The following is a 22895-nucleotide window of genomic DNA, read 5'->3' on the forward strand; positions in this document are numbered from 1 at the left end:
TGTTGGAAATGAAGACACATCGATCGTTACTTAAAATGAAACAAGAAAAAGAAAAAATTGCTATGGTAACTGCGTATGATTATCCATCAGCTAAGACGAGTGAACAATCAGACGTTGATGTCATACTTGTCGGAGATAGCTTAGGCATGGTTGTGTTAGGTTATGACTCGACAATCCCTGTGACAGTAGACGATATGATCCATCACGGAAAAGCAGTCAAAAGAGGGGCCCCTAATACATACACGGTTGTCGACATGCCCTTTATGTCTTTTCATATTTCAAAAGAAGACACCCTACTAAATGCTAAAAAAATCTTTCAAGAGACTGGTTGCCAAGCTTTAAAATTAGAAGGTGGTCATGAAGTCACTGACACTATAAAGGATTTAACCCAAGCAGGTATACCTGTTGTGGCTCATATTGGTCTAACTCCTCAACAAGTAAATGTTATGGGGGGATATCGTGTCCAAGGTAAAACGAATGAGGATGCTAAACGTTTAATTGAAGAAGCCAAAGCTGTAGAAGAAGCAGGAGCAATTGCATTAGTTTTAGAATGTGTTCCTGAAAAATTAGCAGGGATCATTACACAAGAATTAAACATACCAACCATTGGAATAGGGGCCGGTAAAATTTGTGATGGGCAAGTGTTAGTCTATCATGACTTAAATCAATATGGCGTTGATCGTATAGCGAAGTTTGTTAAGCCCTTTGGTAATCTTAATCAGGAAGCCAGTCAAGCTCTAAAGCATTATGTTAAAGAAGTAAAAGAACAGTCTTTCCCAGAAAAGGGTCATACTTATACTGTTGATGAGTCTATTTTAGATGGATTATATGGAGGAATAGAGTCATGAAAGTCATCACTAATGTGAGTGATATGCATCAAGAGGTACGGAACTTAAAAGCCCAAACAGTTGGGTTTGTACCGACTATGGGTTATTTACATGATGGTCATCGAGTGTTAATTAAACACGCAAAAGAAGAAAATAATATCGTCGTCGTTAGTGTTTTTGTAAATCCTCTACAATTCAATCAATCGAGTGATTTAGAGAACTATCCTCGAGATTTTGAACGTGACCGTCAAATATTAGAGCGTGATGGTGTAGATTACGTGTTTTATCCTGAGGGTAATAAAATGTACCCCAATCCATTAACGATCAATATGAGCATTGTTAAAAGAACGGATGTTTTATGTGGTCAGTCAAGACCGGGTCATTTTGAAGGTGTTGTGATGGTGCTAAGTAAATTGTTTAATATAGTTAAGCCTAATCAAGTTTATTTTGGAATTAAGGATGCACAGCAAGTAGCAGTTGTGGATGCACTAATTCAGGATTTGAATTTCGATATTCAATTAAAGCCTGTGCCAACGAAACGCGAAAAAGATGGTCTAGCGATGAGTTCAAGAAATGTCAACCTTGAAGACCATGAAAGGCAAGAAGCTAGCGAAATCTATCAATCTTTAAAAAGTGTTCAAATATTTATTGAATCATCATCTACTTGGACAAGGCAGGAAGTCATCGATTATGTCAGAAATTATTTAGTTAAACGAATTTCTGGAGAAATAGATTATGTTGATTGTTTGTCTTTTCCTGAATTAACCGCTGATATTTCAAAAGATGATGATGTGATTATTGCGGTTGCCGTTTATTATAAGAGAGCTCGACTAATTGATAATATTATTCTCGACTGTAATGGGAAGATTAAGTATGGGAGTGAGTCAGATGTTTAGAACATTAATGAATGCTAAATTACACAGGGCAACCGTTACAGAAGCAAACCTTAATTACGTTGGTAGTGTAACGATTGATCAACAATTATTAGATGAGGTAGATATTTTACCTCATGAGAAAGTTCAAATTGTTAATAACAATAATGGCGAGCGTTTTGAAACTTATGTAATCGCTGGAGAACGTCATAGTGGTGTTATTTGTTTAAATGGTGCAGCGGCACGTCGTGTACAAAAAGGTGATGTTGTCATCATTATGTCTTATGCAATGTTAACTAAAGAAGAGGCATTAAACCATCAGCCCAAAATTGCCGTATTAGACAAAAAAAACCAAATTGAACAACTCATCACAGAAGAAGCACCTATGACCATGATGTAACTCCCAGTGTGATGGGGGTTTTATTTTTGCTAGGGCAGAAAAGAGGTGGCAGCATTGAATCGTTATGTAGTCGTTGATCTTGAAACAACTGGTCACTCACCTAAAAAAGGTGATGAGATTATAGAAATCGGATTAGTCGTCATTGAAAATCGTGAAATCGTAGATGAATTTTCAACTAAGATAAAACCTAATCATTCCATTCCATCTTTTATATCACATTTAACCGGAATTGAAGAGAAAGATGTTCAACATTCACCAAGCTTTTACGATGTCATACCTAAATTAATGACTTATTTTGATGAGGGTTATTTTGTTGCGCATCAAGTGCAATTTGATTATCAATTTTTAAACCATATGTTAAAGGTTTATGGTTATGAGCAACTACAATGCCCTCTTCTAGATACAGTTGAACTGGCAAGAGTATTATATCCAAGAGCAGACAGCTTCAAATTAGAAGATATAACACAATATTTAGGGATTGAGCATTATGCTCCGCACCGAGCATTGTCAGATGCATACGTAACAGGGCTATTGCTTATTGAAATGATTCAACGTTTAGAATCGATGCCCTATGAGTTGTTAACGCAAATACAACCTTTAACAAGATTTTTAAAAAGTGACATAGAACAATTTATTGAAGATGCGATCCAAGAAAAGGAGTATACGTATGGTAAAGAACAAACTATAATGCAACATGGTTTTGCTGTCCGCCAATTAAGTTCATTAGTTGAGCCTTCAAATGGTGATTATCATTCATTTGAAGAATTTCTAGACCAAGTCTTTAAACATTCAACAATAAAATTAAGAAATGAACAGCTTAATATGTCAGAAACTATATATAATGCCTTTCAAAAAGGGCAAAATACAGTAATCGAAGCTGAAACTGGAATTGGTAAAACCATTAGTTATCTATTACCTGCAATATACCATGCTGTATGTACGGGTGAGAAAACAACTGTCAGTACAAGTACGATTCAATTACAACATCAAATACTAACTCGAGATATTGCACTAATTAACCAAAATTCTAATTTAAATACACACGTATCTATTTTAAAGAGTCCAACTCATTATATACATTTAGTCAAATTAAGACAGTTTTTAGAACATGCGGAAGATTTAAACTATGACTTAGCACTTAGCTTAGCCATGATATTAGTGTGGTTGACTGAAACGACAACAGGAGATAAAGATGAATTACAACTGCCGACAAAAGGTGAAGATATTTGGCCGTTTATTTCAGGTGATGAGCTTAAAGAGGATGATCAAAGAGCCTCGTATTTTCAATTAGCTTTAAAAAGGGCAGAACAAGCATCAGTCGTCATTGTCAATCATGCCTTTTTAGTTACGGAACATTTGCTAAATCATAAACGCATGCCAAATTACCAACAGCTCATTATCGATGAAGCTCACCGATTTGATGAAGTTGTCAGACATCAACTTGGTCAACAAATTGATTATGTTTCAATTGCCCATGCGTTAAATAACTTATCTCAGCTCATCAATTATGAAGAGATTGACAACGTAAAATCAAAAGCAGATTTATTCTTTAGGTCAATTTATCAAGCGGTCTTATTTTTGCATTCTGAACAGGATGCGCTTTCTGATACGGGTAAAATACAACTATCGATTGACCAGTTTCAGTTAGATGTTATGAAAGCAGGCCACATTAAACAAGAATTAAATGAGCTAATACTATCCTTGGAACAAGTAGTTACAAAATTAACTTCATCTAAATTTGAAAGTATATGGAAACAATTATTGAAGCAGAATCTGTTATTCGAAATAGAGATGATGTTGGAAACCATTCGTGACTTTTTTGATTCGATACGCGATGAAGCGCGTTGGATTAATATTGATCAAGACGGAGCAAAGAATGCTGTTCAGCTAAATTTAGAGCCAGTACAAGTTCAGTATTTTATTAAAGAAAAGATTCTTAAAGATGAAATGCCAACAATCCTAACGAGTGCAACATTGAGAACGAATCATTCATTTCAATCATTTATGGATGACTTAGGTTTACCTGAGGATACAGATTGCGTGTATATTCCTACACCGTATTCGTACCAACATCAGGCAAGGCTTTATGTCCCAAATGATTTTCCAGATGTCCGAACAAGTGAACCATCTGATTATGCATACCAAGTGGCTGAGTATTTATTAAAACTTAATCGTCAATTGAATGATAAAGCGATGGTTCTATTTACGTCTTATGAAATGTTAAGATCTGTTTATCAAATGATGAGATTGATGGACGAAAAGCAACAACATGTCGTATTAGCCCAAGGTGTTCAATCAGGTAGTCGTGAAAAACTTAAGAAACTATATGAAAAATCAGATCAAGCAATACTACTAGGTACAAATTCTTTTTGGGAAGGTATAGATATTCAAAGTCAATCCGTTAAAATCATTATTATGGTACGATTACCATTTGATGCGCCGAACCATCCATTATTTCAAGCTAAGTCCAAGTATTTAGAGCATGAAAACAAAAATCCTTTTTATCATTGGATGTTACCACAAGCTATTCTAAAATTCAGGCAAGCATTTGGCAGATTGATTCGTTCAGAAACCGACCAAGGATTATTCTTTGTCCTAGATCAAAGAATTTTAAATAAAAGTTATGGGAAACAATTTTTAAATTCTATACCTGAAGTACCAATTATACAAAATCATCGCGACCAACTAATTGAGGATGCAAAAAACTGGTTGTCATATAAGGACTGAAATTACAAAACCTATTGATTAGTTACTTAGAAGTAGGTGAAGGAATTGAAATATTGGATTTCAGCATTGGTTTTAGTCCTTATGGCATCGTTTCAAGCCTCAGCAGAAGAACTCGTATTTGAACCGGTTTCTTCTGGGAACTTTGCCATTTTGCATTTAAATGATGAAGAGGTTTTTTTAATTAACACAGGAAGCCCTAATAGTCAGGGTGAAGTCTTACGTTATTTAAATAAAGTCGAAGACAAACATATTAAAGGTATCTTAATTACACAACAGACCGCTAATAACTGTGGTAATCTTTCCGAAATTGTTAATCGATATAAAATCGATAATATTTATATGGCAAAACATGATAACTCAACGTGTGAAATACCACAGTCAATGAAGAAGTATACTTACCAGCTGACAAAGAATGATCGTATGGCTATTAGTTCTAAATACTATATTGAGTTCATTTTCGGTGAAGACAGCGAAACAGGAAATTTTGCCATATCTAACGGAGAATTTAGTTGTTTTTGGTATGAAAACCATATCGAAATACAAAATTGGGACCATAAAGTCCAAATTTTATATTTACCAGACCAACCATCTTATGCTCATTTGACGGAACAGGAGTTAATTAAATTAGACCCAGAAGTTGCTATTATTAATCAAAGGCAGAATATTAAATCTTTAATCGAATTATTTCAAAAGCAATGGGTTGATATTTATACGTTAAAACGTGGAGCATCTGCTCATATATCCATTGTTCAGAATGATTATGATTTTTATTTAAAAAAAGATTAACGATTATTCATTCTAATACTAACAATTGCATGCCATTCCTTGTTATAATAATAAGGTGGATTACGATGACATAGAGGATGAATACGTTGCAATTACTTGGCGGAACTATGAGAAAAGTATTACTAATTTGCCTAACTATACTAATAGCAATAGCTATTATAGGATTATTCACATTTTTAATTATTTATAATGGAATTCAAAATGATATGTCCGAGATGGAAGAAAGGTCAATTAATCAGGCAAAATCTAACTCACCGATTGAAACGGTTGAAGGCGTTAGACAATTTAATGGCCAATCTTCTTATATCGTTGTGACAGGACAAAATGAAAACGAAAAGCTATTACATGCGTTTATACCAGATTCTAATGACGAAGAATTAGAAGTTGAGTGGGTAGAAGCAGAAGAAGGCTTAACGGAAGAAGAGATGTTAACCGAGTGGCGTAATAATTGTAGTCAATGTGATTTGATGAGTATTACGCCTGGAATTATGAATAGCCGTTATGTCTGGGAAATCATTTACGAAGAAAATAACCGTATTTATTTTCAAACATATCGATTTATTAACGGTGAAATTTACGATTCGATTTCTTTTAATAAGGATTAATTGAAGGAGGAGTAAGGTTACATATGAGTTTAGCCAAACGAGTACAATCATTAACACCATCCAGTACATTAGCTATAACCTCTAAAGCCAAAGCATTAAAAGCTGACGGGCATGATGTGATCGGATTAGGTGCAGGTGAACCTGATTTTAATACACCAAAGTATATCTTAGAAGCTGCCAAAACAGCGATGGATGAAGGGAAAACTAAGTATACACCTGCTGGAGGTTTAGTTGAGTTAAAAGATGCGATTATTGAAAAATTCAAACATGATCAAAATTTAGATTTCAACCGTGATGAAGTCATTGTCACTACAGGTGCTAAACATGCGTTATATACGCTATTTCAAGTCCTTTTAAATAAAGATGATGAAGTGATTATCCCGATCCCATATTGGGTTAGTTATCCTGAACAAGTTAAGTTATCAGAAGGTGTGCCAGTCTATATTAAAGCTCAGGAAAGCAATCAATTTAAGATTACACCTGAACAACTAGAGGCCTCTATTACTGATCGAACGAAAGCATTTGTCATTAATTCACCAAGTAATCCAACAGGTGTTTTATATAGTGAGGAAGAGTTAAGAGCATTAGGAGAAGTGGCAGTAAAACATAATATATGGATTGTATCAGATGAAATCTATGAAAAGTTAATTTATGGTGGGAAGCAACACCAGTCCATTGCAGCGTCAACAAAAGAAATTAAAGATAAGACGATTATTATAAATGGGGTTAGTAAATCTCATTCTATGACAGGTTGGCGAATCGGCTATGCCGCTGGGAACTCAGAGGTTATTAAAGCGATGTCTAATTTAGTGTCTCATGCCACTTCTAATCCAACATCTATTGCACAGCATGCTGCAATAGCCGCTTATACTCATGGTGAAGAAGAAATTGAGCGAATGAATAAAGCTTTTGAAGAACGGCTTCATAAACTATATAATTGGATTGTAGAAATTCCAAACGTTACATGCGTTAAACCAGATGGCGCTTTCTATTTATTTCCGAATGTGAAACAAGTCGTGGAGAACTCTCCATTTAAAACGACTGATGAATGGGTAGCTAAGCTACTTGAAGAAGAGAAAGTAGCACTTGTACCTGGTTCTGGTTTTGGAGCAGAAGATAATATTAGATTGTCATATGCGAATTCACTAGATCAATTAGAGGAAGCGGCTAAGCGGATTAAAAAATTTGTTGAAACGCATACGAAATAATTGAAGGAGGAGACAAAGTTGAAAACCACGATCGATCAAGTTAAGAACCATCTAGATGAAACCGTGACAATTGGATCATGGTTACACAATAAACGCTCAAGTGGTAAAATTGCATTTTTACAACTAAGAGATGGAACAGGATTTATTCAAGGTGTCGTACCTAAATCAGCTGTATCTGAAGAGGTTTTTGAATTATCTAAAACACTAACTCAAGAAACATCTTTATATGTAACAGGAAAAGTAGTAGAAGATAGTAGAAGTCCATTAGGGTATGAATTACAGGTGACAGATGTCGAGGTAATTCAAGAAGCTGAAGATTATCCTATTACACCAAAAGAACACGGAACAGAGTTTTTAATGGACCATCGCCACTTATGGTTACGTTCTAAAAAGCAACATGCTATTATGAAGGTACGTAATGAAATTATTCGCTCTACATATGAATTCTTTAATCAAGAAGGGTTCGTAAAAGTAGACCCACCAATTTTAACAGGAGCTTCAGCAGAAGGAACAACAGAGTTATTTCATACAAAATACTTCGATGAAGATGCTTATTTATCTCAGAGCGGTCAGTTATATATGGAAGCTGCCGCAATGGCACTTGGACGAGTCTTCTCATTTGGCCCTACGTTTAGAGCAGAAAAATCCAAAACACGCCGTCATTTAATTGAGTTCTGGATGATTGAACCTGAGATGGCTTTTATGGACCATGATGATAGTTTACAAATGCAAGAAGAGTATGTCTCTCATGTCGTTCAATCTGTTTTACAAAACTGTAAACTTGAGCTAGAAACGTTAGAACGCGATACGTCTAAACTAGAAAATATTAAGGCACCGTTCCCAAGAATCACATATGATGATGCGATTCAATTCCTTAAAGACCAAGGTTTTGATGATATTGATTGGGGAGACGATTTCGGTGCTCCACATGAAACTGCTATTGCGGAAGCTTATGATAAGCCAGTCTTTATTACGCATTTCCCTGTTGAGATTAAAGCGTTCTATATGAAACCAGATCCTGATAATCCAAATGTGGCTTTATGTGCTGATTTAATTGCACCTGAAGGCTACGGAGAAATCATTGGTGGTTCTGAGCGTATTGATGATTTCGAATTAATGAAACAACGTTATCAAGAGCATGAATTAGATGGACCTGCTTATGAATGGTACTTACAATTAAGAAAATACGGTAGTGTACCACATTCTGGCTTTGGTTTAGGGCTCGAGCGTACAGTTGCATGGATTGCGGGTATTGAGCATATTCGTGAAACAATACCATTCCCAAGACTATTAAACCGTTTATATCCATAAGGAGATTAGAGGATGACTCAAGTCGAGTCATCCTTTCTATTAGAAGATAAAGGTGGGTAAACATTGAACTTACCATTTTCGTACCAAAGATTATTAATGGAACAAATGAATATTCCTTCTTTATTGATTAAAGATTATCAAAATCTAAATCTTTCAGAAGTTGATTTAATGGTTGTTTTACAATTAGTTAGATTACAATCAACAGGAGAACTTTTGCCTTCATTTGATGAAATTGCAAAATATATGTCTATAAATTCTAATGATGTTTCAAATGTCTTAAAAAAGCTTAGGAATCAAGGATTGCTCAAAATTGATCAATTCGAGGATTCACAGTCTGTTGTACAGGAATGGTACTCGATCACGCCATTAATCGAAAAATTATATGATGTAGATGAACAAGAGGAGCAATTAAAAGATGAAGAGGGGAAACTATTTCGTTTGTTTGAGCAAGAATTCGCTAGAGCGCTTTCTCCAATTGAAATTGAAACCATCAGCTATTGGTTAGATGAAGACCAATTCAAACCAGCGCTTATTAAAGCTGCTTTACGAGAAGCCGTTTTAATGGGTAAATTAAATTTTAGATATATTGATCGAATATTAAATGAATGGAAAAAACGTGGTATTAAAAGTGTTAAAGAAGCTAAGGCTCAAAGTCAACATCAAACTCAATCACAACAGAAATCAGCACCTAAAGAAAATAGAGATACTTCTGTTTATTACAATTGGTTGGAGGAATGAAGTGGGGGAATAGCATATGTTAAATAAAAAAGGTGTTAGACAAGTATTGGATACGTTAGAAGAAATGTTTCCAGACGCCAAATGTGAATTAACTCATTCTAATGAATTTGAACTATTAGTTGCTGTTATTTTATCTGCTCAAGCAACAGACGCTTTAGTTAATAAAGTAACACCCGACCTATTCGAAAAATATCACACACCTGAAGATTATTTAGCAGTATCACTTGAGGAGTTACAACAAGATATTCGTAGAATTGGACTTTATCGTAATAAAGCTAAAAATATTAGAAAAATGTCAGCTGACCTAGTCGAAAAATACGATGGCAAAGTACCATCAAGTTATGACGAGCTGATTAACTTAGCGGGAGTCGGTCGTAAAACGGCTAATGTTGTGATGTCTGTAGCATTTGATGAACCAGCCATTGCCGTGGATACGCACGTTGAACGTGTTTCTAAACGATTAGGAATTTGTCGATGGAAGGATTCAGTTTTAGAAGTCGAAAAAACATTAATGAGAAAAATTCCGGAAGAAGAGTGGAGTGATACTCATCACCGAATGATTTTCTTTGGAAGATATCATTGTAAAGCGAAAACACCAAACTGTCCTGAATGCCCATTATTAGAAATTTGTAGAGAAGGACAAAAACGCATGAAAAAACGAGGCTGAACCATCAGCCTCGTTTTTTATTAGTTATTCATCTTCTTCGATTGGATCTGGATCTACAACTTCTTCGTCACCGGTATTGTCATCTTCTTCTTCATCGCCAGATTCTTCTTCGTCCTCATCTTCGTTGTCACCATTTGAACCTTCATCATTTCCACCTTCATCAGGATTTCCTTCGTCATCACCGCCAGAACCATCTTCATTTTCATCTTCTTCATTTTGTTCCTCTTCGTCATCACCGAAGAACTCATCCCAGAAATCAGAATCTTCATCAGGGGTTTCAACGGATGTTTCTGCTGGTTCAGATTGATTATCTGAATCATCTGGGTCAACAGCTGTGACTTCAAAAGTATATTCTGAACCTGGTGTGATTTGGTCAAAGGTTATTTGAGTTTCTTCAACCGTTCCAACTGGCTGCATATCACTACCATCAACTGAGACACGAATTTGATAAGCGATACCCTCATCTTGATTTGGGTGACTCCAAGATACATCAATGACATTATTATCTTCATCGTATTCAGCTGATAAGTTTGTAACAGGATCCAACTGATCATATTCTTCTGATACTTCAGAAGGTTGAGTGCCATCTACAAACAATTCAGTGATAATTTCATTCTCTGGTGTGTAATCGCTTGGTAGCTTAGCTGGCCAAGTTCCTTCTTCTATTTCTTCTTCAACGACTGAACTAGGCATTTCGAAGTCTGATGTTTCTACGCCTTCGGACATTTTAAGGATCATGTTACTAAAAACTTGCTTTGGAATTTGTCTATTTTCCCAACTTAGTTCAGCAGGGCTTGGATAACCAGTCCAGGTAGAAATTGTATAATTGGTTGTGTAACCTACAAACCAAGAATCTTTTACATCATCAGTCGTACCTGTTTTACCTGCAACAGGAAGGTTACCAACATTCATGTTTGATGCTGATCCATCCGGTTGTCTTATCACATCTTTTAAGACATCGGTAATCATATAAGCTGTATAATCTTCCATTGCAATGTTTGATTCTGGTTCAATTTCAATGACTTCTTGTTTTTCTGGGTATTCAATCTTTGTGACGGCATGTGGTTCGTTATAAATACCACCGTTACCAAAGGCGGCATAAGCACCAGCCATCTCTAACGTATTATATTGATTGTGACCGCCAATTGCATCGGAATCATATAATGTTTCTATATCTAACCCTAAACCTTTAACAAAATCTTTAATTGCATCTTCAGAGTTATTACTTCTAACCTCATCCATTGTTTTGAATGCAGGTACGTTAATCGATTGGTATAACGCCTCACGCATAGACATCCAACCACGATACTGATCATCAAAGTTAGTTAATTTAGTGTTATCATTACCATAAGTGATTTCTTCATCTTCTAATTGATGATACGTGGACCATTGTTCGTATTCGATCGCAGGACCATAGTCAAATATTGGTTTAATCGTTGAGCCAGGCTGACGTCCATTTTTAAGAATTGCATAGTTATATCCACTCCATAAACCTTCTCTATTTCTTGAATCACCTAGAGCTAAAACTGCCCCAGTTTGGGTGTCAAGAACACTAACGCCAGTTTGGAGCTCTTCATCAGTAAAACTAATAGGACTTTCATCACTTAATAAATATTCTAAGTGTTCCTGAGCATCTCGATCTAATGTTGTATGAATAGTTAAACCAGCTGATAGGACATCAACTTCATCATCTAAATGTTCTTCAGTTTCCTTAAGCACCTGTTCAATAAAGGCTTCGTAAGGAAGAGTGGACTCATAACTGTCCTGAATCATTTCCGTAACTTTAACTTCTTTAGCTTGATTTGCTTCTTCATCCGTAATTTTCCCTTGGTTAACCATAGCGTTTAATACAATATTCCGTCTTTGTTCAGCTAATTCCGGGTCGATATAAGGATTATAAGCATTCGGTCTTTGTGGAATGCCAGCTAATAAAGCGGCTTCAGGTAGCGTTAAGTCATCTAAATTTTCTTTACCATAGAACGCCTCTGATGCCTTTTGAACACCGTATATGTCTTTACCGAATGCAATAATATTTAAATACATAGCTAATATTTCTTCTTTTTCATATTCTTGCTCGAGCTGAAAAGCTAAATACTGTTCCTGAACTTTTCGCTCAATACTTTTTTCACTTGTTAAGAAAGCATTTTTAACAACTTGTTGTGTTATAGTACTTGCGCCTTGTGCACCGAATCCATCTTTGATGTTAGCAAGTACAGCACCACCGATACGTCTTAAATCAATGCCGCTATGTTCATAGAACCTAGCATCTTCAGTAGCTAAAATGGCATCTTCTAAAACTTGTGGCACTTCATCATACTCAATTAATTCACGCTTTTGAGCCCCAAGTTCTGTAACAACTTCTCCGTCACGATCTAGAATCGTTGTAGAAAGTGGTACTTGAAGTTCTTCTGCATCTAACGGCGGGGCGTCTTTAACCATTGAGAAAACAACTCCACCGATCATAAACATACCTATTAAACCAATAATACCTAAAACTATAAAAATCTTTTTCCAGTTTATTTTTTTATTTTTCTTTTTTGCTTGCTTTTTAGCCTTACGACTATTTACGTTTTGACTCATTATTATCTCCTCCATTGAAGTAGACAAGGTCAATAATATCTAGATAATTGACCTTAGCTTGAAGTGTAAAAGGAATTTTATAACCATGTTTGGTGATGTATTCATAAGGTATCGATTTTCTTTTACCCTCAAACTGCTTTTCCCAAACCTGAATAAATGGACGAATGGGAAGTAAAAAAGTTTCATTATGTTGTTTAAAACGAATGATAAAGAAACTAATCCCACCGTGTTCGTCAATTTGCTTCATATGTTTGACTTGGTGTTCGTGAATATTAGCAAAAGGTAGGGACGTTTTATTATTCGTTTGCTTTGCTTCAAAATCTATATAATATCCGCGATAAAGCCCGTTATAATCAGTCGTAGAAGGTTGTTGATAATAAGCTTCTTTTATGACCGCTGCACTTCTTTTAGGGTAGTCAACTTGGACGACTTGTATTGGAATAGGCTTTTTATGAATGACTGCACGGTTTGTTTCTAAATAAAACTTATTCGTTTCATTTAATTCCTTTTCGAGGGTCATTCCTCGATTTCCGAATTGAGTTGGTTGTTTATTAGTAGGTTGTTGTTTGTTAGATGTTTTCCTGCTCCCTTTAGGATAATTCAATATTATTCCTCCCCTTATCTATATATTATATCAAATTTTAACAATTATAGATTTGGATATACTATTACAAAATGATTAAGAAAGGCTGACAACATGATCCCATTAATCGTTAATTATATAAAAGAGCAAACAAAAATACATAACCAGAATAATGTTACCCGAACAAAAGCTTATCTTGATTTTTATGAGCGTTTTCCTGAGATTAAATGGTCATTTTTAGCGAGCTATGTATCCCGAAATGCTGGCTGGAATATGACAGATTTGCAAACAGACCCTTATGTCCAAATGTTAAGTGAAGATAAAAGGAAATCACTTTATCTTACTTATGAAAGTATTAATTGGTATATATTTCAGGATGCATACCCTCAACTGTTGATCTACCAATTATCAAAAGAGAGAAATACTCCTTTGTTTTTCTTATTAAAACACTTTTATGTATCACCATTTATCGAAAGTGAATGGTACCGTTTTTATCGAGAAGATGATCAAAAAAGACTTCTTTATGCACAAATTATAAATGAACAAAACATAATCGAACTTCCTATTATGGAACATCAACCTTACCAAAGCAAAGTATTTAAATCATTACCCTTTAAAGGTCAAAACATGATTCATTATAATGCTGTACTTCTTCCAACAGAGGAGGGGAAGTTGTACGGACAATTTGTTTCCCATTTTATGAGTATTAGTAAACGAATTTCCATTGGAAAGAAAATCTCAAACATATTATTTTATCCTTATTTATACCCATTGTTCCACTCATTTGCCAAAAATGTTGATGTCACAGGTAGTCGAGAAGAATATGAACAGTTTTTAAACCAAGAGAAAATCCATTCACAGCCATTAACTGAACTGTATCGTGATACCAATCACCGGATAACGGATTACCGCATGGATTGGTCTTCCTATACTAAAATTAAAAAGAAATGGTATAAGGATGAAAAATTAGGTGACATACGACCAATTAACGATCAATTTTATAAAAAACGGGAGTGGTTAAATCAGTTAGGCCATATGAAATCAACAATCAAACGAGAATCTGTCGAAAAAAGTTAATTCGTTAGAACCTTTGTTGTATCCCTTCTTTGTTTGTCATATGTGAAGGATTTAGATATTAAATCCCTAATTGTATGAGCAAAGGAGGGGTGGGCTATGAATAATTCAAATAATAAGGTTTATTTATTAGAGGCATTAGAGCGATTAGAAGTTGAATTAGAACACCTTCGAAAACGGATGCAGCTTGTTAATCCTGACTTAAAAAAGAAATCATAGCATATCACCGAAATTCATGATAAAGTAGGTCGTGAAAAGTAGGTGATTTATATGGATGCGTTTTTACAATTAACTGATGAAATTCTCAATCATGATTTGGAACGAATCCACCATCGGTATTTTTATGAGAGAAAATTCGACCGTAAAATTTATGATGATTTTAATCAGATGAAGGAAGAAGCTAATCCTGTGTTTGATAAAATTGAAAGATGGGAAACGGACGCAAATGAGTTAGTCCATAAACTTCCATTGTTTCCTAACCAAATTAAAAACACTAAAGATAACTTAGAGATTATGGTTTTACACAGTTATTTTAATGATGTAAGAAAAAAGCGCTTTGTTGAGCTATACCAATCAGTAAAATATAATTTAGATATTATAATGGACGAATTTAAGACAGAATAGGGGAGTGCAGAATGAACGAAGATAAATTAATGGAACAAGCAAAATCCATGCTACAACAGGCATATGTACCTTATTCCAGATTTCCTGTAGGTGCAGCTTTACTAACTGATGATGGTAAAGTTTATAAAGGGTGTAATATTGAGAATGCAGCTTTCCCTGTTAGTTGTTGTGCAGAAAGAGTTGCGATCTTTAAAGCAATCTCTGAAGGGGAACGTAATTTTAATTCAATGGCAGTAATCGCTAACACAGATAGACCAGTACCACCATGTGGTTCATGTAGACAAGTCATGAGTGAATTTTTTAATCAAGATATGACTGTTTTGATTGGAAATCGTGATGGTGAAATGAAAGAAGTGACGGTTAAAGAATTACTTCCTTTTTCATTTAATCAAGATGATTTAACTGATGGACAGGAAAATTAATGCAAAAACATGAAAGAGCTAGTACAAACTAGCTCTTTTTTTGATATACTATACATATGGAAATTAAATCAATTACCATTACAGGTTATAAGCCATATGAATTAAACATTTTTAGTGAAAAAGATGAAAAGACTCTGATCATTAAAGAGGCTATTAGAAGGAAACTAATACCTTTTCTTGAAGAAGGATTAGAGTGGGTAGTCCTATCAGGTCAACAAGGCGTAGAAACTTGGTCATTTGAGGTATTACAATCCTTAAAAGAAGAATATAATGTAAAAGTTGCAATTATTCCGCCATTTGTTGACCAAGAAAAGGTTTGGAAAGAAGACAAGCAACAGGCTTACCAACAAATGATACAACAAGCAGATTTTTATCAACCATTATCTAATAAAACTTATGAAGGCCCTAAGCAATTTTTTGTAAAGAACAAATGGATTATTGAAAAAACAGATGGATGTATTTTACTTTATGAAGAAGAGTTTGGTGGTTCACCACAATACTTCTATGATTTAGCATTAAAGTATCAAGAAAAGTTTCCATACGAGTTAACCGTTATTAATTCATTTGATTTAGATGATCTAGCTCGGGAAATTCAGGAATTAAATCAAAGTGATTTTTAAGGGTAATAGGAGGGTTCTCATGAAAATCAATTTTACGAGTCAAGAAATTTTGGACAAAGAGTTTAAAACTACTATTAGAGGTTATAATCAAGATGAGGTTGATGAATTTTTAGATTTAGTTATTCAGGATTATGAGACATTTCAAAAGGAAATTAATGCTTTAAAGGAAGAGAATAAACGACTTAAATCAAACTCACAAACTAACAATGCTTCAACCTCTCAGCGTACTCAAACGACAGGACAAGTCAACTATGACGTTCTTCAACGTTTGTCTAACTTAGAGAAAGCGGTGTTTGGAAGTAAGTATAATGAATCCTAATGCCAATCTTTGCTAATGCGAGCATGATGAACTTATGTTAAAATCTATAATTCAGGCATAAATAAGATGAAAGTAAGAGCTTGCATAACCGCTCTGTTATACAGAGAGGAAAGTCCATGCTCACACAGGCTGAGATGCTTGTAGTGTTCGTGCTTGACGAAACCATAAGTCAAGGGAGTTAGCATCTGCTAATTTACGGCAGGGAAACAATCTAAGTCCTTTTGGATAAGATTGAATTACCTTTAAAGTGCCACAGTGACGTATTTTGATTGGAAACAATCAAAGTGGAACGCGGTAAACCCCACGAGTGAGCAACCCAAACGATGGTAGGGGCACTTTTTGCAGGGAATTCAACCTAGCAAAAAGGTAAGTCATTTGACTTGCAGATAGATGGTTATGGCTGGAGTACGAGGTTGACCACCGTTTGTAGTACAAAGGTACAGAACATGGCTTACAAAGCTCTTGCGGGTCTCATCTTGTTTATGCCTTACATATTATGGGATGTTTTTTTGAAAGGGATGGAAACGTTGTCACAACCAATTACACTAATTGCAACAGCAGCAATGGGTTTAGAAGGAATCGTCAAAAATGAAGTACAAGAACTAGGATATGATCAAGTCAAAACAGAAAACGGACGCGTTCTATTCGAAAGTGATTTATCAGGCATTGCGAGAAGTAATTTATGGCTTCGTACAGCAGATCGTGTAAAGTTATTAATGGGTGAATTTGATGCTTATACATTTGATCAATTATTTGAACAAACTAAAGCTTTACCTTGGGAGGAATGGATCTCTAAGGATGGCTTTATACACGTTGTTGGCAAATCACATAAATCGAAACTATATTCTGTTCCAGATTGCCAATCCATAGTGAAAAAAGCAATTGTTTCACGTTTACAAGAAGCCTATCATATTAATTCACGGCTAGAAGAATCTGGTGCTAGATATAAAGTAGAAGTTGCCATTTTAAAAGACCGTGTCACATTATCAATGGACACATCTGGTTCTGGATTACATAAACGAGGTTACCGAGTTGGACAAGGAGATGCTCCGCTAAAAGAAACACTTGCTGCCGCCTTAGTCAAATTAACTAACTGGTCGCCAGAATATCCATTAATTGATCCTTTCGCTGGTTCGGGTACAATTCCGATCGAAGCAGCATTAATCGGACAAAATATAGCGCCTGGATTTAATCGTGAATTTTCAGCTGAAGAGTGGGGTTCAGTACCGAATACTATATGGGAACAAGCATTGGAAGAAGCAGAAGACTTAGCTAATTACGATCAACCACTTGATATAATAGGGTCTGATATTAGCCATGAGCTTGTAGACATTGCGAAACAAAATGCCATGGAAGCCGGATTGGCTGACTTAGTTAAATGGAAACAGATGAGAGTTCAAGACCTTAACCCGAAAGAAGAAAAAGGATATTTAATAGGTAATCCTCCGTATGGCGAGAGAATGGGTGAACAGGAAGTTGTTGAGGACATCTATCAAAGCTTAGGTCGTATTATGGCTTCATATCCTAAATGGAGCGTATATGTGATGACGTCTTATGAAGATTTTGAAGAGCATTACGGCCAAAAAGCAACGAAAAAACGCAAATTATTTAACGGCTTCATTCGTACTGATTACTATCAGTACTTTGGCAAATAAAAATAAAAGGGAGAGATTAAATGAGTACAGTAGCTAAAACATCTTTACAAGAAGATTTTTTTGAATATTACAAACAAATCGAATCTTATGAAGAAGCTATTAAGCTAATGGCATGGGATCTTAGAACAAAAGCACCTAAAAAAGGGGTGCAACGTCGTTCTGAGACATTATCGTTCTTATCTCAAAAAGTACACGAACTCAAAACATCTGATCAAATAAAGTCTTACATAGACCAGCTTAGAGATACAGAAGATCCAGTAGTTAAACGTTCCATTGAATTAGTTGAAAAGGATTATAATAAAACAAAAAAGATTCCTGTTGATGAATTTAAAGAATTTGTTGAATTAACGTCACAAGCAGAATCCGTTTGGTCAGAAGCTAGAGAGAAGTCTGATTTTGAGCTGTTTCGCCCATATTTAGAGAAGATTGTTGATTTTAATATAAAATTCGCTGAGTACTGGGGTTATAAAGACAATCGCTATGATGCATTATTAGATGGGTTTGAACCAGGTGTTACAGTACAAACACTAGACCAAGTCTTTCCGAAGTTAAGAAAAGACCTTGGTGATTTAATTCATAAAGTTAATCAATCAACGAATCAGCCTAACACTGAACAAATCCTTAAGCACTTTCCAAAAGAAAAACAAGAACAATTCGCTCTTAAGGTTCTTGAGAAAATGGGTTATGATTTCGAGGCTGGTCGTCTAGATGAGACGGTTCACCCGTTTGCGATTAACATAAATCATGATGATGTAAGAGTAACGACGCGTTATGACGAACAAGATTTTCGTATGGCTGTTTTTGGTACGATTCATGAAGGTGGACATGCATTATACGAACAAGGCCTTAATAGAGACATGTACGACACACCAGTTGGTAACTCTGTATCAATGGGAATACACGAATCTCAATCGTTATTCTGGGAGAACTTTGTCGGACGTAATGAAACATTTTGGGAAGAGTTTTATGATCTTTTCTTAGCATACGCACCAGACTCATTTAAAGGACTTCCAAAAGATGAATTCTACCGAGCTGTAAATGAAGTTAAACCAACATTTATACGTATTGAAGCAGATGAAATGACTTATCCGCTTCACATAATGATTCGATATGAACTTGAAAAAGGATTAATTAATGAGGAAATTGAGGTTAAAGATTTACCGAAATTATGGAATGATAAAATGGAAGAGTATTTAGGCATTAGACCTGAACAAGATGCTGACGGTGTTTTACAAGATGTTCACTGGTCAGGCGGAGATTTCGGTTACTTCCCGTCGTATGCGCTAGGGTACATGTATGGTGCTCAAATCCGGACAGCCTTAAATCATTCAGTCAGTATCGATGACTGCATTAAAAATAATGATTTAGCACCAATTAAAGATTGGTTGAATGAAAATATCCACCAAAAAGGAAGTATGTTAGAACCACTAGACTTATTAAAAGAAGTTACTGGTGAAGGCTTAAATCCTGATCATCTTGTCAACTATCTAGACGAGAAATACGGAAAAATTTATAAATGGTAAAAACTTGAGGCTATTCGTTCTATGAATAGCCTTATTTCACATGCAAAGGAGAGTGTTTAATAATGGAATCGTATCTTCCTAATTTTAATTTAGAGGGAAAATTATCGGTTATTACTGGTGCAACAAAAGGGATAGGTCGAGCTATTGCGTTTGCTTACGCGGAATCTGGATCAGACGTCATATTAATAGCCCGTAATGAAGAGGACCTAATTGTGACATCCCAAACAATCGAAGAAAACTTCGGTGTTAAAACTTATACAATTGCATCATCTGTTATGAATTTAGATTATATAATAAATCACCTGTCCGAGATAACAGAAGGCCAGGGAATTGATATCTTAGTCAACAATGCTGGTATGAATATTCGTAGTGAAGCACTAGATGTAAAAGAAGATGAATATCAACAAATCATAGATACGAATATGAAAAGCGCATTGTTCTTATCAAAATTTGCAGCTCAAAATATGTTAGACCACAAGAAGAAAGGTAAAATCATAAACATCTCATCCGTCGCTGGACAAACTGCGTTAAGAACGGGCGTTGTATACGCCATGACAAAAGCGGGGCTTATTCAAATGACGAAAACATTATCAATGGAGTGGGGTAAACACGGCATTAATGTCAATGCTATTGGTCCTTGGTATTTTCCAACATCACTGACTGAAAAATTGCTTCAAGATAAACAATACGTACAAGATATTGTTGCCCGTACCCCACTTAAACGTATCGGAAAACTTGAAGAAATTGCAGGACCAGCTGTTTTCTTGGCGTCGGATGCAAGTAATTATATGACCGGTCAAACATTAATGGTGGATGGTGGAATGACGATCTATGGTTTCTAATCGTATAAAATTATGGCTAAAGGAAACGGTAATAATAGGAAATTTATAACTCTAAATGATCAGAAGGTGACCTACAGAATGTCCGTTATCTATAGTATTGGAACAGCAGTACCTGAACACGAGTTAAAACAAGATCAAGCGAAAGAATTAGTTCAAGAATTACTACCTAACCGTAGACTATCTAAATATCTGGCTGTTTTTGATTCAGCAAACATCGACCAGCGTTATTTCGCAGCAGAACCTAAGTGGTTTCAGAAGAGACATGGACTAGAAGAGCGTCATCAACTGTTCTTAAATCATGGAACTGACCTGGCAGAAGAGGCTGTCTTAGATTCATTGAAAAATACAAATCTAAAATTGGAAGACATTGATGCTATTATCACAGTAACGAGTACAGGTATTTTAACTCCACCTCTTGAAGTTCATTTACTAAATAGGCTTCCCTTTAATGATTCAATCAAAAGATACCCTTTTTTTGGACTAGGTTGTGCTGGTGGTGGGGTGGCCCTATCACGTGCTCATGAATATTTGAAAGCCAACCCAACTCATGCCGTTATGGTCGTTTCGGTAGAATTAGCAAGTGTCGCTTTTCACCATGATGCATTAGACCAACAAAATATCGTTGGAGCCGCTTTATTTTCTGATGGATCTGCTAGTGCTGTTTTACTTGGTGAAGAACATCGTTTGCTAAGTGATCAATCTGATTTTTATCTACATATTAAAAACACGAGCTCAAAAGTCTTAGGAGATAGTATGGATGTGATGGGGTGGAATATCAGAGATGATGGGTTTTATGTCATTTTTGATACGGTTATACCTAAGCTTATCCCTACTTTTTGGAAAAATCATTTAGATGAGTGTCTAGAACAGAATGAGCTCAACTTATCAGATTTTGAACACATTCTAGCTCATCCAGGTGGTCGAAAAGTTATTGAGGAAATTGAAAAAATTTTATCCAATCAACATTCTATTCAAACCTCAAAGAATATCTTAAGGCAGTACGGTAATATGTCTTCACCGACGGTTTTATTTGTTATTAAGGATGCGTTAGAGAACGCTAAACTTCATTCTCCATATCATTTAATTACGGCATTGGGACCTGGATTCACATCTGAAATTATTATCGCGGAGTGGAAGTCATGATCTATATCGTGTTGTCTTTATATTTTATACTTCTACGCCTTGTGGAGGTTATGGTTGCTAAATCGAATGAAAAATTTCAAAAGCAGCGTGGGGCGATTGAGGTTAACGACCCTTATTACAAAGCTATTGTAATGACACACAGTTTATTTTTTATTGTTTTACTAACAGAAAGTTATATTGTTCATGAGTGGCAAAGAGACATCTCAATCGTCGTATTTACTTTACTAGTAATGGTTCAAGTATTAAGGTTTTGGACGTTGGCGTCATTAGGACGATTTTGGAATACGAAGGTGATTGTATTACCGAGCGCGAATTTAGTCGTCAAAGGACCATATAAATGGATGAAACATCCAAATTATGTCATTGTTGGTTTAGAGTTTATTCTAATTCCGATTTTATTTTATTCATATGTTACAGCAACGGTATTTTTAAGCCTACATCTTTGGCTGATGACAAAACGTATTCCGCTTGAGAATCAGGCCTTACAAAAATTATCACCAAATAAAGGGAGAGATATAAGATGATTGTATCGGTTAAAGAGGCATTCGAATTATACGAACAAGATCCTTCAATCGTATTTGCTGATTGTCGATTTAGTCTGCAAGATCCGTCGTGGGGGAAGTCAGCTTACGATAAGCAACATATATCTAAAGCTGTCTATTTTGATTTAGAAGAAGACCTAAGCGGTAAAGTAGAAGAAATAGGAGGACGTCATCCTTTGCCACCACTTGATGCTTTCATTAAACGGCTAACTAATAGAGGAATAAACCAACAAACTCCGGTTATTATATACGATCAGAATCGCGCTTTCGCTTCACGTATGTATTGGCTACTCAATCTAATTGGTCATCCGAAAGTGTATCTAATGAATGGTGGCTTAGAGGAATGGCTGGACCATGGATACCCTACCACTCAAAATAATACAGTAACTCAAAAGAATGATTATGGTTCATATAACGTTCACGAGTCATTATTAGCAGATCAAGCCTATGTTAAAAAGCATAAAGACCAATCTGATGTAACGTTAATTGATTCAAGGAGTTATGAAAGATATATTGGGGCACATGAACCAATTGACCATAAAGCAGGACATATACCTGGCGCAAAAAATTCAGAGTGGACAAATATTCTTGATGAAAATAAACGCTTCAAGACTAAAGAAGAATTACAAGCTTACTTTAGTCCATATCTAAATAAAAAAGAAATAATTGTCTATTGTGGCTCTGGTGTTACAGCTGCACCGAATGTCGTAGCGTTGTGGGAAGCTGGATTTTCTAATGTCCGCCTTTATGTAGGTAGCTTTAGTGATTGGATTAGCAATCCAGAGAATGAAATTGAGACAAGTTAAAATAAAACACCAGAACGAAAA

General features: G+C 35.5%; 23 protein-coding genes and 1 other RNA gene. 22 read left to right on the plus strand and 2 right to left on the minus strand.

The features are described 5' to 3' along the window. Window positions 1-8 precede the first annotated feature (8 nt). From panB to nth, 10 genes are all read left to right on the plus strand, one after another. Entirely contained in the window at window positions 9-848 is an 840-nt protein-coding gene (panB, locus tag EDC24_RS03295) for a 3-methyl-2-oxobutanoate hydroxymethyltransferase (protein WP_124219712.1), read from the plus strand. Beyond that, window positions 845-1723: a pantoate--beta-alanine ligase gene (gene panC / locus EDC24_RS03300; protein WP_124219714.1), complete on the plus strand. Its 879-nt coding sequence runs from the start codon at window positions 845-847 to the stop codon at window positions 1721-1723. Before panB ends, panC begins: the two co-directional genes overlap by 4 nt. Beyond that, window positions 1716-2099, plus strand: a complete 384-nt coding sequence (gene panD, locus EDC24_RS03305) for an aspartate 1-decarboxylase (RefSeq protein ID WP_124219715.1) — start codon at window positions 1716-1718, stop codon at window positions 2097-2099. Before panC ends, panD begins: the two co-directional genes overlap by 8 nt. Before the next feature lie 45 nt (window positions 2100-2144). Next, window positions 2145-4826, plus strand: a complete 2682-nt coding sequence (locus EDC24_RS03310; protein WP_124219717.1) for a helicase C-terminal domain-containing protein — start codon at window positions 2145-2147, stop codon at window positions 4824-4826. 45 nt (window positions 4827-4871) lie between these two features. Further along, the gene (locus EDC24_RS03315) at window positions 4872-5612 is read left to right on the plus strand and encodes an MBL fold metallo-hydrolase (RefSeq protein ID WP_124219718.1); all 741 of its coding nucleotides are present in this window, start codon (window positions 4872-4874) and stop codon (window positions 5610-5612) included. Between the two features lie 77 nt (window positions 5613-5689). Continuing rightward, the gene (locus tag EDC24_RS03320) at window positions 5690-6217 is read left to right on the plus strand and encodes a cell wall elongation regulator TseB-like domain-containing protein (RefSeq protein WP_170158453.1); all 528 of its coding nucleotides are present in this window, start codon (window positions 5690-5692) and stop codon (window positions 6215-6217) included. A 23-nt stretch (window positions 6218-6240) separates the two neighbouring features. Further along, window positions 6241-7425, plus strand: coding sequence for a pyridoxal phosphate-dependent aminotransferase (locus EDC24_RS03325; RefSeq protein ID WP_124219722.1), 1185 nt, complete (start codon window positions 6241-6243; stop codon window positions 7423-7425). Window positions 7426-7443: 18 nt separating this feature from the next. Then, a complete protein-coding gene (asnS, locus tag EDC24_RS03330) occupies window positions 7444-8736 on the plus strand; it encodes an asparagine--tRNA ligase (RefSeq protein ID WP_124219723.1) in 1293 nt (430 codons plus the stop codon). Window positions 8737-8799: 63 nt separating this feature from the next. Next, window positions 8800-9474, plus strand: a complete 675-nt coding sequence (locus EDC24_RS03335; RefSeq protein WP_245997951.1) for a DnaD domain-containing protein — start codon at window positions 8800-8802, stop codon at window positions 9472-9474. 16 nt (window positions 9475-9490) lie between these two features. Beyond that, window positions 9491-10141, plus strand: coding sequence for an endonuclease III (gene nth, locus EDC24_RS03340; protein WP_124219725.1), 651 nt, complete (start codon window positions 9491-9493; stop codon window positions 10139-10141). 24 nt (window positions 10142-10165) lie between these two features. On the opposite strand, the gene EDC24_RS03345 is transcribed toward nth, so the two are convergent. Together EDC24_RS03345 and recU are read right to left on the minus strand one after the other, a co-directional pair. Continuing rightward, window positions 10166-12721 (minus strand): PBP1A family penicillin-binding protein, encoded by a 2556-nt coding sequence (locus EDC24_RS03345; RefSeq protein WP_170158454.1) that lies wholly within the window; start codon window positions 12719-12721, stop codon window positions 10166-10168. Continuing rightward, complete coding sequence (gene recU / locus EDC24_RS03350) at window positions 12702-13325, minus strand: Holliday junction resolvase RecU (RefSeq protein WP_124219728.1); 624 nt, start codon at window positions 13323-13325, stop codon at window positions 12702-12704. Before recU ends, EDC24_RS03345 begins: the two co-directional genes overlap by 20 nt. A 93-nt stretch (window positions 13326-13418) precedes the next feature. Between recU and EDC24_RS03355 the strand changes: the two genes are divergently transcribed. The 12 genes from EDC24_RS03355 (at window position 13419) to EDC24_RS03410 (ending at window position 22874) form a co-directional block, all read left to right on the plus strand. Further along, a complete protein-coding gene (locus EDC24_RS03355; protein ID WP_124219730.1) occupies window positions 13419-14381 on the plus strand; it encodes a DUF2515 family protein in 963 nt (320 codons plus the stop codon). Between the two features lie 267 nt (window positions 14382-14648). Continuing rightward, complete coding sequence (locus EDC24_RS03360; RefSeq protein WP_124219731.1) at window positions 14649-15002, plus strand: DUF1798 family protein; 354 nt, start codon at window positions 14649-14651, stop codon at window positions 15000-15002. An 11-nt stretch (window positions 15003-15013) separates the two neighbouring features. Further along, entirely contained in the window at window positions 15014-15424 is a 411-nt protein-coding gene (cdd, locus tag EDC24_RS03365) for a cytidine deaminase (protein WP_124219733.1), read from the plus strand. Between the two features lie 56 nt (window positions 15425-15480). After that, window positions 15481-16044, plus strand: a complete 564-nt coding sequence (locus EDC24_RS03370) for an SLOG family protein (RefSeq protein WP_124219734.1) — start codon at window positions 15481-15483, stop codon at window positions 16042-16044. Window positions 16045-16063: 19 nt separating this feature from the next. Further along, window positions 16064-16363, plus strand: coding sequence for a cell division regulator GpsB (gene gpsB / locus EDC24_RS03375; RefSeq protein ID WP_124219736.1), 300 nt, complete (start codon window positions 16064-16066; stop codon window positions 16361-16363). A gap of 76 nt (window positions 16364-16439) precedes the next feature. Then, an RNA gene (rnpB, locus tag EDC24_RS03380) (RNase P RNA component class B) lies at window positions 16440-16822 on the plus strand. Window positions 16823-16881: 59 nt separating this feature from the next. Further along, the gene (locus tag EDC24_RS03385; RefSeq protein ID WP_124220372.1) at window positions 16882-18018 is read left to right on the plus strand and encodes a THUMP domain-containing class I SAM-dependent RNA methyltransferase; all 1137 of its coding nucleotides are present in this window, start codon (window positions 16882-16884) and stop codon (window positions 18016-18018) included. A 20-nt stretch (window positions 18019-18038) separates the two neighbouring features. After that, window positions 18039-19541, plus strand: a complete 1503-nt coding sequence (locus EDC24_RS03390) for a carboxypeptidase M32 (RefSeq protein ID WP_124219738.1) — start codon at window positions 18039-18041, stop codon at window positions 19539-19541. 62 nt (window positions 19542-19603) lie between these two features. After that, window positions 19604-20383 carry an SDR family NAD(P)-dependent oxidoreductase gene (locus EDC24_RS03395; RefSeq protein ID WP_124219739.1) on the plus strand — a complete coding sequence of 260 codons (780 nt, stop codon included), beginning with the start codon at window positions 19604-19606 and terminating at the stop codon, window positions 20381-20383. 78 nt (window positions 20384-20461) lie between these two features. Beyond that, window positions 20462-21526 (plus strand): type III polyketide synthase, encoded by a 1065-nt coding sequence (locus EDC24_RS03400; RefSeq protein ID WP_170158455.1) that lies wholly within the window; start codon window positions 20462-20464, stop codon window positions 21524-21526. Further along, complete coding sequence (locus EDC24_RS03405; protein WP_124219742.1) at window positions 21523-22050, plus strand: isoprenylcysteine carboxyl methyltransferase family protein; 528 nt, start codon at window positions 21523-21525, stop codon at window positions 22048-22050. The genes EDC24_RS03400 and EDC24_RS03405 overlap by 4 nt, the downstream gene beginning before the upstream one ends. Beyond that, window positions 22047-22874 carry a sulfurtransferase gene (locus EDC24_RS03410; protein ID WP_124219744.1) on the plus strand — a complete coding sequence of 276 codons (828 nt, stop codon included), beginning with the start codon at window positions 22047-22049 and terminating at the stop codon, window positions 22872-22874. Before EDC24_RS03405 ends, EDC24_RS03410 begins: the two co-directional genes overlap by 4 nt. Window positions 22875-22895: the final 21 nt, after the last annotated feature.

Origin of the sequence: Aquisalibacillus elongatus, from assembly GCF_003843875.1 — a bacterium.
Taxonomy (GTDB): Bacteria; Bacillota; Bacilli; order Bacillales; family Alkalibacillaceae; genus Aquisalibacillus; species Aquisalibacillus elongatus.

What these genes read in the sequence shown, in the direction of transcription:
- EDC24_RS03370 (WP_124219734.1), top strand. Translation starts at nt 15,481, where the DNA reads ATGGAAATTAAATCAATTACCATTACAGGTTATAAGCCATATGAATTA.
- EDC24_RS03410 (WP_124219744.1), top strand. Translation starts at nt 22,047, where the DNA reads ATGATTGTATCGGTTAAAGAGGCATTCGAATTATACGAACAAGATCCT.
- EDC24_RS03355 (WP_124219730.1), top strand. Translation starts at nt 13,419, where the DNA reads ATGATCCCATTAATCGTTAATTATATAAAAGAGCAAACAAAAATACAT.
- EDC24_RS03360 (WP_124219731.1), top strand. Translation starts at nt 14,649, where the DNA reads ATGGATGCGTTTTTACAATTAACTGATGAAATTCTCAATCATGATTTG.
- EDC24_RS03385 (WP_124220372.1), top strand. Translation starts at nt 16,882, where the DNA reads ATGGAAACGTTGTCACAACCAATTACACTAATTGCAACAGCAGCAATG.
- panD (WP_124219715.1), top strand. Translation starts at nt 1,716, where the DNA reads ATGTTTAGAACATTAATGAATGCTAAATTACACAGGGCAACCGTTACA.
- nth (WP_124219725.1), top strand. Translation starts at nt 9,491, where the DNA reads ATGTTAAATAAAAAAGGTGTTAGACAAGTATTGGATACGTTAGAAGAA.
- panC (WP_124219714.1), top strand. Translation starts at nt 845, where the DNA reads ATGAAAGTCATCACTAATGTGAGTGATATGCATCAAGAGGTACGGAAC.
- EDC24_RS03395 (WP_124219739.1), top strand. Translation starts at nt 19,604, where the DNA reads ATGGAATCGTATCTTCCTAATTTTAATTTAGAGGGAAAATTATCGGTT.
- cdd (WP_124219733.1), top strand. Translation starts at nt 15,014, where the DNA reads ATGAACGAAGATAAATTAATGGAACAAGCAAAATCCATGCTACAACAG.
- EDC24_RS03320 (WP_170158453.1), top strand. Translation starts at nt 5,690, where the DNA reads ATGAATACGTTGCAATTACTTGGCGGAACTATGAGAAAAGTATTACTA.
- EDC24_RS03345 (WP_170158454.1), bottom strand. Translation starts at nt 12,721, where the DNA reads ATGAGTCAAAACGTAAATAGTCGTAAGGCTAAAAAGCAAGCAAAAAAG.
- EDC24_RS03390 (WP_124219738.1), top strand. Translation starts at nt 18,039, where the DNA reads ATGAGTACAGTAGCTAAAACATCTTTACAAGAAGATTTTTTTGAATAT.
- EDC24_RS03400 (WP_170158455.1), top strand. Translation starts at nt 20,462, where the DNA reads ATGTCCGTTATCTATAGTATTGGAACAGCAGTACCTGAACACGAGTTA.
- EDC24_RS03325 (WP_124219722.1), top strand. Translation starts at nt 6,241, where the DNA reads ATGAGTTTAGCCAAACGAGTACAATCATTAACACCATCCAGTACATTA.
- gpsB (WP_124219736.1), top strand. Translation starts at nt 16,064, where the DNA reads ATGAAAATCAATTTTACGAGTCAAGAAATTTTGGACAAAGAGTTTAAA.
- panB (WP_124219712.1), top strand. Translation starts at nt 9, where the DNA reads ATGAAGACACATCGATCGTTACTTAAAATGAAACAAGAAAAAGAAAAA.
- EDC24_RS03405 (WP_124219742.1), top strand. Translation starts at nt 21,523, where the DNA reads ATGATCTATATCGTGTTGTCTTTATATTTTATACTTCTACGCCTTGTG.